The sequence below is a fragment of the Stenotrophomonas sp. STEN087 genome (assembly GCF_056759115.1).
The window spans coordinates 53451-66635 of record NZ_JBRRCR010000015.1; the positions used below are offsets into that span (position 1 = coordinate 53451).

Genomic DNA, 13185 nt, shown 5'->3' on the forward strand with positions numbered 1-13185 from the left:
TCTACTGCGTTCGCCGGGCATGGCCCGGTGCCGTGCAACCCCGCGCGATCACGGACACGCCGGGCATGGCCCGGCGCTACCGTGTGGCTTACGGGCAGGCCACCGCGCCCTCGGCGTTGGCCGTATTGGCGGTCAGCTTGACCTGGGTGAAGGCCGCCGCGAACGGCGTGTCGGCGGTCACCACGAACGGCGCTTCCACCGCGCCCAGGGCAACACCCTGCCTGGCGAAGCACGCCAGCGGCACGGTCACCGTCTGCTTCTGCCCGGGCGACAGCTTGGCCAGCAGCGGGGCGATGTCCACCCCGCCCTCGCAGCCACTGCCGCATTGCATGGTCACCTTCACCGGCGAGGCCGGGCGCTTCACCAGCTGCACGTCGAACTGCAGCGCGCCGTTGCTGCGCGCCAGCGCGCCGAGGTTGCGGCGCGAGGTGCTGCGTGCGATCAGCTGCGCCGGGGCCAGCCAGGTCACTTCCTTGGCGTCCTGCTGGGTGTTCACCTGCACGGTGCGCACCTGTACCACCGGCTTGGCGGTGGGCCAGCGCAGCGTAGCGTTGAGATCGCTGCCCAGCGGCTGGGTCGCACCCGCGGCCGCCACGTGCAGCGCGAACGGCGGCGTATCGGCGCGGTTGAAGATCGGCAGCACGGTCACTTCGCCGCAGCTGTCCGGGTCGGCTTCGTCGAGCCTGGCGACCTTGCCGCCCTTGGCGTAGCTGAGGCCATAGCCGAGCGCGAACAGCGACGGCTTCTTCGCATCGGGCTGGTCGATCGGTGCCGGGCACGGCACGCCCGGCCACGGGAAGCTGAGGCGGCCGCGGAAGTCGTGTGCGGGCTTGCCGCCCTTGCCGGCCACCAGCACGTCGGTCACGCCCTTGCCTTCGGTGCCCGGCAGCCAGGCGGCCACGAACGCACTGGACAGGTTGAGCAGGTCGTTGGTGTACATCGGGCGGCCGGACATATAGACCGTCACCACCGGCTTGCCGGTCGCAGCCGCCGCCTTCAGCGCGGCCAGGTCCTGCGGGTAGGCACGGCTGTGGCTCACGGTGTCCGAGGCGAGGATGTCACCGTTGGTTTCCGCATACGGCGTCTCGCCGATCACCGCCAGCACCACGTCGAACGCTTTCGGATCGACGCCCTGGCCATCGGCACTGAAGCTGACCTTGTCCGCGCCAAGCTCGGCGCGCAGCGCGCCCAGCACCGAATCGGCGTTGGGGAAATCGGCGTTCTTGTTCTCGGTGCCCTGCCAGGTCAGCGACCAGCCACCGGACTGGTCACCGATGTTGTCGGCGCCCTTGCCGACCACCAGCACGCGCGCGTCGCGACGCAGCGGCAGCACCTTGTCGTCGTTCTTCAGCAGCACCAGCGATTCGCGCACTGCACGGCGCGCCAGCTCGCGGTGCTGCACGGCGGTGGCATCGCCGGCATAGCGGCTGTCCGACGGCTTGTGCTCGAACAGGCCGGCGCGCAGTTTCACCCGCAGGATGCGGGTCACCGCATCATCAATGCGCGCCATCGGGATCTCACCCTTCTGCACCTGCGCGGTGGTGTTGTCGATGAAGGCCTTCCAGTCGTCGGGCACCATCACCATGTCGATGCCGGCGTTGATTGCCTGCGCGCAGCTGTCGTTGCGGCAGCCCGGCACCTGGGCGATCCCGTTCCAGTCGGAGACGACGAAGCCGTCGAAGCCCATCTTGTCCTTCAGCGCATCGGTCAGCAGCGCCTTGCTGCCATGCATCTTGCCGTAGTCGACGCCGGCGGCACGATCGTTCCAGCTGTTGAACGAGGCCATCACCGTCTGCGCGCCTTCGGCCAGTGCACCGTAGTAGCCCTGCGCATGCACGTTGACCATCGTCGCCTTGTCGACCAGCGCCTCGCCCTGGTCGCGGCCGCTGTCGGTGGCGCCATCGCCAAGGTAGTGCTTGGCGGTGGTGACCACGTTGCCGTCATCCTTGAAAGCGCCCTGCGCGCCCTTGACGTAGGCATGGGCGAAGCTGCGGATCACCGCCGGGTCGGACGAATAGCTTTCGTAGGTGCGGCCCCAGCGCGGGTCGTGGGCGACGGCCAGCGTGGGCGCGAACACCCAGCCGATGCCGGTGGCGCGCACCGAGCGTGCGGTCGCTTCGCCGATGCGCTCGATCAGTTCCGGATCACCGGCCGCGCCCAGGCCGATGTTGTGCGGGAACAGGGTGGCGCCCAGCACGTTGTTGTGGCCATGTACCGCATCGGTGCCCCAGATCACCGGCACCGGCGTCTTCGCATCGGTGGCCAGCGAGGCGGCGTGGTAGGCGTCCGCCAGCTTCAGCCAGTCCTGCACGCTGGCGTGCTTGTCCATGCCCGGCCACGAGCCGCCGCCGTTGAGCACCGAACCGATGTAGTAGCGGCGCACCTGCTCGGGCGTGATCGTCTTGATCTCGGCCTGGGTCATCTGCCCGATCTTCTGCGCCAACGTCATCTGCGAAAGGATCTGCTGCACGCGGCTTTCGATCTGCGCATCGGTGGTGATCGCGCTGTGCACGCGCGGCCAGTCCTGCAGGCGTTCACCGCTGGCCGATGCGGCACCGACGGGCGCAGCAAGGGCGGCCAGCAGGCAGCTGGCAAGAAGGGTCTGGGTGGGGCGATTCACTGGGCTCTACCTCCGTGGATGAAGTTCCTGGCACGCGTGTCTGCGACCGCACGCCGGCATGGGCGCTTGCGCACCGCTCCTGACAGCGCTGTCATATAAGGCGACCCCGCTGCTGTCAATCGTTGTTCGCGGGCAACGTGCCCGCCGTCCCGCAACCACGGGGCCTGGCGCATCATCGACATGCCAGCGCAGTGCGTGGGTGCTGCATCGCGACACGAAATCGGGACGTGCCAGCGCCCCTCATGTCGTGGCAACATCCGCCTGCTTCGGCAACACCGACCGGGCCAGCACGCACTACCATCGCCGCGTGCCCGCCGCCTTCCAGGAGGAACCATTGCATCATGCGCAGTCGAATCGAGGATGTCGCCGCCGTTGCAGGGGTTTCGATCAAGACCGTGTCGCGCGTGCTCAACCATGAGCCGAACGTGCGCGAGCAGACCCGCGAACGCGTGCTGGCGGCGGTAGCGCGGCTGGGCTACAAGCCCAACCTGTCGGCGCGCAGCCTGGCCGGGCAGCGCTCGTATGCACTGGCGCTGGTCTACAACAATCCCTCGCGCAACTACCTGATGGAAATCCAGAGCGGGATGCTGGAAGCCTGCCATGCGCAGCACTACAACCTGATCCTGGGCCCGGTCGGCACCGGCCGCCGCACCCTGCCCGACCTGGCCGCGCTGTTCGAGAATTCGCGCCCGGACGGCGTGGTGCTGATCCCGCCGCTGACCGACGACGAGGTGGTGCTGTCGTACCTGGAAGAACAGGACATCCCCTTCGCCTGCATCGCGCCACGCCACCCGGAAGGCCGCATCGGCGTGCGCATGGATGAAACCACCGCCGTGGTCGAACTGATCGGCCACCTGGTCGCGCAGGGCCATCGCCGCATCGGCCACATCAAGGGCCCGCGCGCGCACGGTGCCTGCCAGTGGCGCCACGCCGGTTACCGCCAGGCGCTGCGCGAGGCGGGCATCGCCTACGACCCGGAACTGGTGGTCAGCGGCCAGTTCTCGTTCGAGTCCGGCGTGGACGCCGCCAACACCCTGCTTGACCTGGAAGACCCGCCGACGGCGATCTTCGCCGCCAACGACGACATGGCGGCCGCGGTGTACCGCGTGGCGGGCTTGCGTGGCCTGCGCGTGCCGCGCGACCTCTCGGTATGCGGCTTCGACGACACGCCGATCGCCGGCCACATCTATCCCGCGCTGACCACGGTGCGCCAGCCGACCGCGCACATGGGCCGACTGGCGACCGAGCAGCTGATCGAGCACATCCGCGCCGAGACCGCCGGACGCATGATCACGGTCGAGCACGCGGTGCTGGATCGCGAATCGACCGCGGCACCACGCCGGCGCTGACGCTCCCTGCCGCAGCGGACCGAGGCGTCCATTGCGGCTTTCCTCGCATCCATGCGCACGCGGGCGGCCGCCGCTTCGCCGTGCGCGATGAAGCGCCTGTGCGTGCCCAGCACCGTACACGCGTTGTCCGCGGGCGGTCGTTGCCATGTCCAGAGCCTGTCCTCCCGGTCATTGATTCAAGCCATCAAGCGGACATGCGCGACACCCGCTGCCTGCTCCATTTGTCCAGCGCTGTCAGTGCACAACAACTGCTGCGTTCCACCACTGCGCAACGGCATCCGCGCAGTTTTGTTCTGCACCGCACAACACAATTCCACCGATCCATTGGCAGCGCTGTCATTGCTGGAAAACCGCTGGAAATCCCGGAGACAAAGGGAATTCATCAGCATGAGCGCGTTCATGGCAACGTTTACATGACACCCCACCCCAGCGCCGATCAGGCGCACTTGATGGCAGTTTGTTGACAACGCTGTCAACCGTCGCTCCAATCCGGCCACATGCAGTAACCCGCGATCGAGACAACGCCGCAACGACACCACCGAATTCCCTGGGGAGGGAGCTTCCATGAAGACGTACAAGGCAGTACCTCGCAAGACGATGCTCACTTCCGCGCTGCTCGCAGCGCTTGCTGCACCGGCCTGGGCGCAGGACGCACCTGCCGGCGAGACACCCGACCCGGCCACGCTCGATACGGTGCAGGTCACCGGCATCCGCGGCAGCCTGCAGTCGTCGATGAACCTCAAGCGCGACAGCCAGGGCGTGGTCGATGGCATCGTCGCCGAGGACATCGGCAAGTTCCCCGATACCAACCTGGCCGAATCGCTGCAGCGCATCAGCGGCGTGTCGATCGACCGCACCTCCAGCGGCGAAGGCTCGAAGGTGACCGTGCGCGGCATCGGCCCCGACTACAACCTGGTGCTGTTGAACGGCCGGCAGATGCCGGCGTCCAATCTCGGCAACGGCGGTGGTGGCCTCAACGGCTCGCGCTCGTTCGACTTCGCCAACCTCGCTTCCGAATCGATTTCGGCGGTGGAGGTCTACAAGACCAGCCGCGCCGACAATCCGGCCGGCGGCATCGGCGCCACCATCAACATCAAGACGCTGCGCCCGCTGGAGTCGGAGCCGGTGATCAGCCTCGGCCTGAAGGCGGTCAACGATTCGTCCAACGACAACCTGCCGCGCACGCTGCAGGGTTCCAACGTCACCGGCGAGCTGTCGGGCATCTTCAGCCAGCGCTATGCCGACGACCGCTTCGGCGTGTCGCTCAGTGCCAGCCACCAGGAGCGCGACTCCGGCTTCAACCAGGCCACCGTGGCCGAGGGTTGGGCCACGTTCTACGGCAACGAAACCACCGACTGGCGCGCGCTGCCGCAGCCGGGCCAGGGCTATTCGGACCGCATCACCAACCGGCCGGGCCCGAACGATGTGTACGCGCGGCCGCAGAACACCGCATACAACGTCAACGGCGTGCAGCGCCAGCGCACCAACGCGCAGGCCACCTTCCAGTGGAAGCCGGCCGACAACATCACCACCACTCTGGACTACACCTATGTCGAGAACAAGGTGCAGCAGCAGCGCAGCGAGCTGTCGGTGTGGTTCAACTACGGCCCGGGCGACAGCATCTGGACCAATGGCCCGGTGTCGGCGCCGATCATCTACAGCGAGGACATGACCAACTCGGACGTATCCATGGGCGGCGCGCGGCTGGCCACCAAGACCGACATGCACTCGCTGGGCTTCAACGTGGACTGGGAAGTGAACGACGCGCTGGACCTGTCGTTCGACGCGCACAACTCGCAGGCCGAATCGCAGCCGGACAGCCCGTACGGTTCGGCCGGCGTGCTCGGCGTGGCCGCCTTCGTGCGCGGCACCACCACCGTCGACTACAGCGGCGACCTGCCGATCATCAACATCGCCCTGCCGCCGGGCGGCGTGCAGGCGTCCGATGCGCTGGTCACCGGCTCGGTATTCCAGAACAGCTACAACAAATCCAAGGTGCAGCAGTACCAGGGCCGCGGTACGTTCCGCTTCGCCGACTACTCGGCGCTGGACTTCGGCGTCGGCCACACCCAGGTGGAGAACCGCTCGGCCTCGGCCATCATGCAGCGCAATACCTGGGGCGGCCTGGGTTCGCCGTCCGACTATGCCGATGACATCTGGTACGCGGACAACATGGCCAAGTACTTCAAGGCCTTCTCCGGGCACAGCGATCCGCGCCTGACCGGCCAGTTCCTGGTGTTCGACTTCGACCGCCTGATCGACCGTGCCGCACAGGTCGGTACCGCCTCCGACCCGGCCTGCCCGACCTGCTACTACGCGCCGACCGAGTACTCCGAAGACATCCGCACCACCGAGAAGACCCGCAGCGCCTACCTGCAGTACCGCACCAGCTTCGACTGGTCGATGCCGCTGCACGTGGCGGCCGGCGTGCGCTACGAGCAGACCGAAGTGGAATCCAGCGCGATGGTGCGTGTGCCGACGGGCATCAGCTGGGGCTCGGCCAACGAACTGAACATCGTCTACGCGCCGGAGAGCAGCTTCATCGGCGGCCGCGGCAAGTACGACTACGTGCTGCCCAACGTCGACCTGAAGCTGGACCTGAGCGAATCGCTGGCACTGCGCGGCAGCTACAGCCGCACGCTGGGCCGCCCGAGCTGGACGCAGATCCAGAGCGGCCAGTCGCTGGCCGACATCGTGCGCACCCAGGGTGGCAGCGGCAGCCGCGGCAACCCCAGCCTGGAGCCGCTGATCTCGGACAACTTCGACCTCTCGCTGGAGTGGTATTACGGTGAGGCCAGCTATGCGTCGGCCGGCTTCTTCCGCAAGAACATCAAGAACTTCATCAGCGACACCGTGGTGCGCGAGAACAGCGGCAACCTGCACACGCCGGTCGGCGGCGCCTACTGGAACGAGGCACTGGCCTCGTGCGGTGGCACCGACATGCCCTGCATCCGCGATTACATCTTCACCAACCATGCCGGCGATCCGGGTGTGAACTTCACCGGCGTCAATTCGGCCGGCCAGCTGACCGGCACCATCGAAGGCCTGCCGACCGATCCGATCGCCGGCTTCGACATCACCGTGCCGGCCAACCAGCACTCGGACCACCTCGATGGCTGGGAAGTGGCGGTGCAGCACCTGTTCGGTCAGTCCGGTTTCGGCCTGGCTGCCAACTACACCAAGGTGAAGTCCGGGCTGACCTTCAACAACCTCAGCCTGGGTGACCAGTACCCGATGATCGGCCTGAGCGACTCGGCCAACCTGGTTGCGTTCTACGACAAGAATTCGTGGCAGATTCGTGCGGCCTACAACTGGCGCGACAAGTTCCTCAACGGCATCGGTGGCCAGGGCCCGAACCCGAACTACACCGCCGCCTACGGCCAGCTCGATCTGAACATCAGCTACGCGGTGAGCGAGCAGCTGAGCCTGAGCCTGGAAGCGATCAACCTGACCGACGAGACCATGCGCACCTACTCGCGCCACACCAACATGCTGCGCTACGCCACCCAGACCGGCCCACGCTACATGTTCGGCGTGCGATACAAGTTCTGCCCGGCTGCGTTAGTGTGGAGCCGTGCCCAGGCCCGGCTCCACACTGCCCCGGATACCCGCGCATGCTTTCACCGCCCCGCCCCATCGAAGAGATCCACGGCCTGGACCCGGCGCAGCTGCACGTGCAGCTGCCGACCTGGACCACGCCGAAGGTGATCCGTGGGCTGGTGGCGCACTGGCCGCTGGTGATGGCCGCGCGCCGATCCGCCGCCGAGGCGGTGGCCCACCTGGCCAACTTCGACCATGGGCAGATGCCGGTGACCGCGACCACCGCCGCACCCGATACGCGGGGCCGGTTGTTCTACAACGGCGACATGAGCGGCTTCAATTTCCGCCGTGAGCAGATTCCGCTGAAGGTGGTGCTGGCCACACTGCTGAAGTACGCCAGCGATCCCGCGCCGCCCTCCATCTATGTGGCGTCCACCACGCTGGACAGCTTCCTGCCGGGTTTCAGCCAGGCCAATCCGCTGCACCTCGGCGTGGCCGATCCGTTGGCCAGCATCTGGATCGGCAACCGCTCGCGCATCGCCGCCCACCAGGACGTGCCGGACAACCTGGCCTGCGTGGCGGCCGGCCGCCGCCGGGTCACCCTGTTCGCGCCGGAGCAGATCGACAACCTGTACGTAGGGCCGCTGGACTTCACCCCGGCCGGGCAGGCGATCAGCCTGGTCGATTTCCATGCGCCGGACCTGCAGCGCTTCCCGCGCTTCGCGCAGGCGTGGGCGCAGGCACAGGTGGCCGAGCTGGAGCCCGGCGACGCGGTGTTCATTCCCTCGCTGTGGTGGCACCACATGGAAGGGCTGGAAGCGTTCAACGTGCTGGTCAACAGCTGGTGGCGACCGGTGCCGGCCTGGATGGACTCACCGATGAACGCGCTGATGCTGGCCATCCTCGCCCTGCGCGACCTGCCGCCGGAACAGCGCGCGCACTGGCGCACGATGCTTGACCACTATGTCTTCGACGCCGGCGTGCACACGGCCGCGCACGTGCCGCCCGATGCGCAGGGCGTGCTGGCGCCGCTGGATGCGGCCGGCGCCGAACGCGTGCGCGATACGCTGAGGCGACGCCTGCAACGCTGACACCGGGTCACCGTACTTTCCCCGGGGCAGGCGAATGTGTCCATAATGGCGGCTCCCCCACCGTTCGTGCCCGGCTGCGCTGCCGCAGCAGTGGGCGCAGTCGCCGCATGCCACCGATCTCCAACCGCCTCAACCTGGGCAAGCTGATTCTTGGTCTGGCCCTGCTGAGTACGCTCATCGCCCTCGGCAACACGCTGCTGGCCAGCTACCGCGTGCAGCGCGACCAGTTGGTGGGCAACACCCTGGAAGCCAACCGCGTGTACACCAGCAAGCTGGCCGACACGACGCAGACCTTCCTGCTCTCAGCGCAGCAGCAGCTGGCCTACGCCGCCACCCGCCTCGGCGAAAGCGGCCTGGATGCCGGCCACGCCCAGGATGAAGCCAGCCGCCTGCAGCTGCAGTCCAGCAGCTTCAACTCGTCGCTGGTGGTCAATGCCAGCGGCCTGGTCATCGCCACCTCGCCGCAGACCCTGCAGCTGCAGGGCGAAGTGCTGAAGAGCTTCGGCAACAACCAGGCGCTGGCGCGTCGCCAGCCGATGATCAGCGATCCCTACCAGTCGGCGACGGGCAAGCTGCTGATCTCGCTGTCGCACCCCATCTTCGACCGCCAGGGCGCCTACCTGGGCTACGTCAGCGGCACCCTGTACCTGCGCCAGCGCAGCGCGCTGCATACGCTGCTGGGCAAGCACTATTACCGCGATGGTTCCTACCTGTACGTGGTCGACCACAACGGCCGCATCATCTACCACAACAATCCGAAGGAAGTGGGCACCTACGCGCTGGACAACCCGGCGGTGAAGGCGGTGATGCGCGGCCACTCCGGCAGCCAGCAGCAGGTCAACAACCATGGCGTGGCACAGCTGTCCGGCTATGCGCCGGTGCCGGCCACCGGCTGGGGCATCATCGCCCAGCGCCCGACCGAAGCGACCCTGCAGCCGCTGTCGCGGTTGATGACCTCGGTCATCTGGAACGCGATCCCGCTGGGCGTGCTGTCACTGCTGATCACCTGGTGGTTCGCCAGGCGCATCTCGATGCCGCTGTGGCAGCTGGCGCGCAACGTGCAGGAAGGCGAAGACACCGGCAACGCGATCAACCATGTGACCGGCATCCGCGCGTGGTACTTCGAAGTGGCGCAGCTGAAGCAGGCGGTGCTGTACAGCTTCAACGCGCTGCAGGACCGCATCGGCACGCTCAACCGCGCCAGCCGGACCGACCCGATGACCGGGCTGCTGAACCGCCGCGGCCTGCAGAACGCGCTGGAGATGCTGCAGGCGCAGGGCATGCCGTTCGCGATCGTGGCGCTGGACATCGACCGTTTCAAGGCGATCAATGACGGCCACGGCCATGACGTCGGCGATGCCGCCATCGTCCACATCGCCGAGCAGATGCGCCGCCATTCGCGCGAGTCCGACGTGCTGTGCCGCGCCGGTGGCGAGGAATTCCTGGTGCTGCTGCCGGGCGTCAGCGTGGCGGCGGCGCAGCAGACCGCCGAACGCCTGCGCCAGGCGATTGCCGGGCAGCCGTTCGCACCGGTCGGCAACATCACCGTGTCGCTGGGCGTGGCCCATTTCCCCACGTTCCATGCCGACGTGGAACAGGCGCTGCGGCTGGCCGACAAGGCGCTGTACCTGGCCAAGGAACAGGGCCGCAACCGCGTGGTGGTCTACCCGCACGCGGATTGATCCGTGCGCGGGCACGCCAGGCACGGCCTGGCGCTGTGGCCGCGTCGGTCAGCCCAGCGGCGTCAGCAGGCGTGGGCCGTCGTTGCGGCCGACCATGTAGACGCCGCCCTCGGGCAGCAGGTCGGTACCGGTGGCCTTCTCGTCTTCGCCGGTGATCCACGGGGCCTGCTGGCGCGGGCCCGGGATGTAGGCCGACCAGCGGCCATAGCGCTCCTTCTTCGAGTCGAAGGCGTAGTGGACGGGAATCCGCACGGTCCAGAACTCGGCGTCCTTGTCCTTGCCGGTCGTCGGCGGCTTGAAGGTCCAGTTGCGCGCGGTCTTGACGCTGGACTTGGCCAGCACGTCACGCAGCATGTCCATGGTGCGGCCGGGACCGACCGAGGTCAGGTTGGTCCGTTCTGCAATCACGTCGGCAACCTTGCCATCACGCCCGATCTTGACCAGCAGCAGCACCACGCCCTGGCCGCGGATCGAGGCTGCCTTGTCCGGGTACACCGGCGGGCGCATGTTCAGCGCGCGGATGTCATCGCTGCCGAGGTTGTTCTCGTCGCGGACCTTGTCGAAGTTCGCGTCGGTCACGCGGACCTGCATGGTGTTGCCGGCCAGGTTGTCCGCCAGCAGGCGCAGCTGGACGGTGGTGCGCGCACGCACCGGCTGGCCATCGACCAGCACCGGCTCGAAACGCCACGCCTTGACCGTGCCGTCGACCATCGTCGCCACGTCTTCGGCAACCTTCTCGCGGTGGTCGAGCTGGAAGCCTTCGACCTGGCCATCACGGCCGATGTCGATGACGCCACTGAGCGTCATGCTGGCCTCGGTCTGCTTGCGTACTTCACGTGCGGTCTGCGCATCGGCGGTACCGATGCAGGCCGCGCCGCCACCGAGGGCCAGGGTCAGGGCCAGGAAAAGGGAAGATCGCATCACACTCACTCCTTGTGCATGAGGTACGAAGCCTACCGCAGGTCGCCCGGCGGTGCGTTACGGCCCGGCGATCACGCCAGCCGATGGTCGGCGGCGTACGGCGGTGTGTCGGGGTAGTCAGCACTGGCGAAGCGGGCCTGCAGGCCCTGCCACCAGGCGGGATCGAACAGGTGGCGGTAGTGTTCACGCACCGCCGCCAGCTCCTGCGCCGGCAGGCCCATGAACGGGCCGAAGCGCTCGGGAAAAACGTCACGTGGCCCCACATGGAACCAGGGCTCGTCGGCGAGTGCCTCTTCCGGCGTACGCGGCTGCGGCCAGGCGCGGAACACGCAGTCGCTGACCAGGCACAGCTCATCGTAGTCGTAGAACACCGCGCGACCATGACGCGACACCCCGAAGTTCTTCGGCAGCATGTCACCGGGGAAGATATTGTTGCGGGCCATATCGGTGATCGCCTGCGCATAGTCCAGCACGGCCGCGCGCACGGCCGGCGCGCCCTGCTCGCGCAGGTACAGGTTCAACGGGCGGAAGCGGCGCTGCACGTAGCACAGGGCGATCTCGATCTCGTCGCCCTGCACGCGCACGCTCTGCGCGCACTGCTGCAGCAGCTCGTCCAGCAGCGCCGGGGCGAAGCGCGCGCGCGGGAAGCGCAGGTGGCGGTAGGGCTGTGCATCGAGCAGGCGGCCGACGCGGTCCAGGTTGAACACCAGCGCGTACTTCTCTTCCACCTGCTGGCGCGACATCGCCTTGGGCCACGCGAAGCGGTCGCGGATCAGCTTGAACACCAGCGGGTAGCTGGGCAGGGTGAACACCACCATGACCATGCCCGGCGTGCCCTCGGCATGCACCAGTTGTTCGTGCGGGTGTTCATTGAAGTGGCGGAAGAAGGTGCGGTAGCGCTCCGTCTTGCCCTGCTTGGCGCGGCCGAGCACGGTGTAGATCTCGTCGATCGGCTTGCCCGGCAGCAGGCTGCGCAGGAACACCACGGCATCGCCGACGGTGGCCAGGTTGGCCTGGAAATAGCTGCGCGAGACACCGAACAGGTGGGCGACATCGCGGCGCCGGGTCAGCACCGCATCGGCGCGCAGGCCGTGCTCGTCATTGACCAGGGCAATGATGCAGGGCGAGAAACGGTGTTCGCCGAATACGCGGCCGACCAGGTAGGCGCGGCGCTCGCGGTAGAACACGATGTCGAGCAGCTCGATGCTGCGCACCGGCGTATCGCCCCAGTGGGCGAGGTCATCCTGCAGGCGGATGGCGATGGCCGCCGCGCAGCGCAGCTGGTGTGCGTAAGGCACGTCGAAGCGGTAATCGGCCAGCACCCGCTGCAGGGCCTCTACCGGGCGCGTGGGTGACACCGCGTAGGTGTGGCGAGCCACCGGATGGGTGATCGCATCGGACGGTTCGATGTCGAAGGCGATGAATTCCAGCGCCGGGTCGACCCCGCGGGTGGCGAACAGGCGCCGCGCCAGGGTGTTGTAGAAAGTCTTGTACAGTTCGGCGTCGATCAGCCCCTGCAGCAGCGCGCTGTAGTGCGCGTGCACCTGCAGCCACAGCGCGCGCACGCCGATGGCATCGCCGGCCATGCGCCGCAGCGCGTCCATCCGTTCGGCGATGCACAGGTCGTACAGGGCGATGCGCTCGACCGCATCCTGCCGTGCAGCGGCCCAGTCGCGCTGCTCGAAGCGCAGCCGCGCCCGCGCGGTGATCGCCGCGAAGCGCGCGTGGTAGTCCTCGAAGCCATCGCCGATGGCCACGGCGATGCGCGGTGCCAGGTCGACGGCGATGTCAGGCTGGGACATGCACGGCTCGGCAGGGAGACGGGCATCCACCATACGCCGGCGTGTGCGATTCCGTCGAGCGCGAAGGTAGTGCCGGGCCCGGGGGGGGCGCGCCGGGGGGGGGGCATGGGGCGGGGAGGGTGCCGCCCCGCGCCCCGCGTTACGGGGGCGGGCGGCCGGCCGGGGGGCCCGGCCGGGGCC

General features: G+C 67.8%; 7 protein-coding genes and 1 pseudogene. 5 read left to right on the top strand and 3 right to left on the bottom strand.

The window, feature by feature from the left end; genetic code table 11:
* Nucleotides 1-88 precede the first annotated feature (88 nt).
* Nucleotides 89-2620 (bottom strand): glycoside hydrolase family 3 protein, encoded by a 2532-nt coding sequence (locus tag ACVOK1_RS06275; protein WP_481561455.1) that lies wholly within the window; start codon nt 2618-2620, stop codon nt 89-91.
* Nucleotides 2621-2961: 341 nt separating this feature from the next.
* Here ACVOK1_RS06275 and ACVOK1_RS06280 point away from each other — a divergent pair, with 341 nt between their 5' ends.
* From ACVOK1_RS06280 to ACVOK1_RS06300, 5 genes and pseudogenes are all read left to right on the top strand, one after another.
* A complete protein-coding gene (locus ACVOK1_RS06280; protein WP_481561456.1) occupies nt 2962-3969 on the top strand; it encodes a LacI family DNA-binding transcriptional regulator in 1008 nt (335 codons plus the stop codon).
* A gap of 194 nt (nt 3970-4163) precedes the next feature.
* Nucleotides 4164-4433, top strand: a complete 270-nt coding sequence (locus tag ACVOK1_RS06285) for a hypothetical protein (protein WP_481561457.1) — start codon at nt 4164-4166, stop codon at nt 4431-4433.
* A 100-nt stretch (nt 4434-4533) separates the two neighbouring features.
* Nucleotides 4534-7521 (top strand): annotated as a pseudogene (locus tag ACVOK1_RS06290) (TonB-dependent receptor); the annotation flags it as partial.
* A gap of 62 nt (nt 7522-7583) precedes the next feature.
* Nucleotides 7584-8600 carry a cupin-like domain-containing protein gene (locus ACVOK1_RS06295; protein ID WP_481561458.1) on the top strand — a complete coding sequence of 339 codons (1017 nt, stop codon included), beginning with the start codon at nt 7584-7586 and terminating at the stop codon, nt 8598-8600.
* A 107-nt stretch (nt 8601-8707) separates the two neighbouring features.
* On the top strand, nt 8708-10282 hold the full coding sequence (locus ACVOK1_RS06300) for a sensor domain-containing diguanylate cyclase (protein ID WP_481561459.1): 1575 nt from the start codon (nt 8708-8710) through the stop codon (nt 10280-10282).
* Nucleotides 10283-10330: 48 nt separating this feature from the next.
* Here the strand turns inward: ACVOK1_RS06300 and ACVOK1_RS06305 are convergent, their stop codons facing one another.
* Both ACVOK1_RS06305 and aceK read right to left on the bottom strand, forming a co-directional pair.
* Nucleotides 10331-11203, bottom strand: coding sequence for an energy transducer TonB (locus ACVOK1_RS06305; RefSeq protein WP_481561460.1), 873 nt, complete (start codon nt 11201-11203; stop codon nt 10331-10333).
* Between the two features lie 71 nt (nt 11204-11274).
* Nucleotides 11275-13005, bottom strand: coding sequence for a bifunctional isocitrate dehydrogenase kinase/phosphatase (gene aceK, locus ACVOK1_RS06310; protein ID WP_481561461.1), 1731 nt, complete (start codon nt 13003-13005; stop codon nt 11275-11277).
* Between the last annotated feature and the right edge of the window lie 180 nt (nt 13006-13185).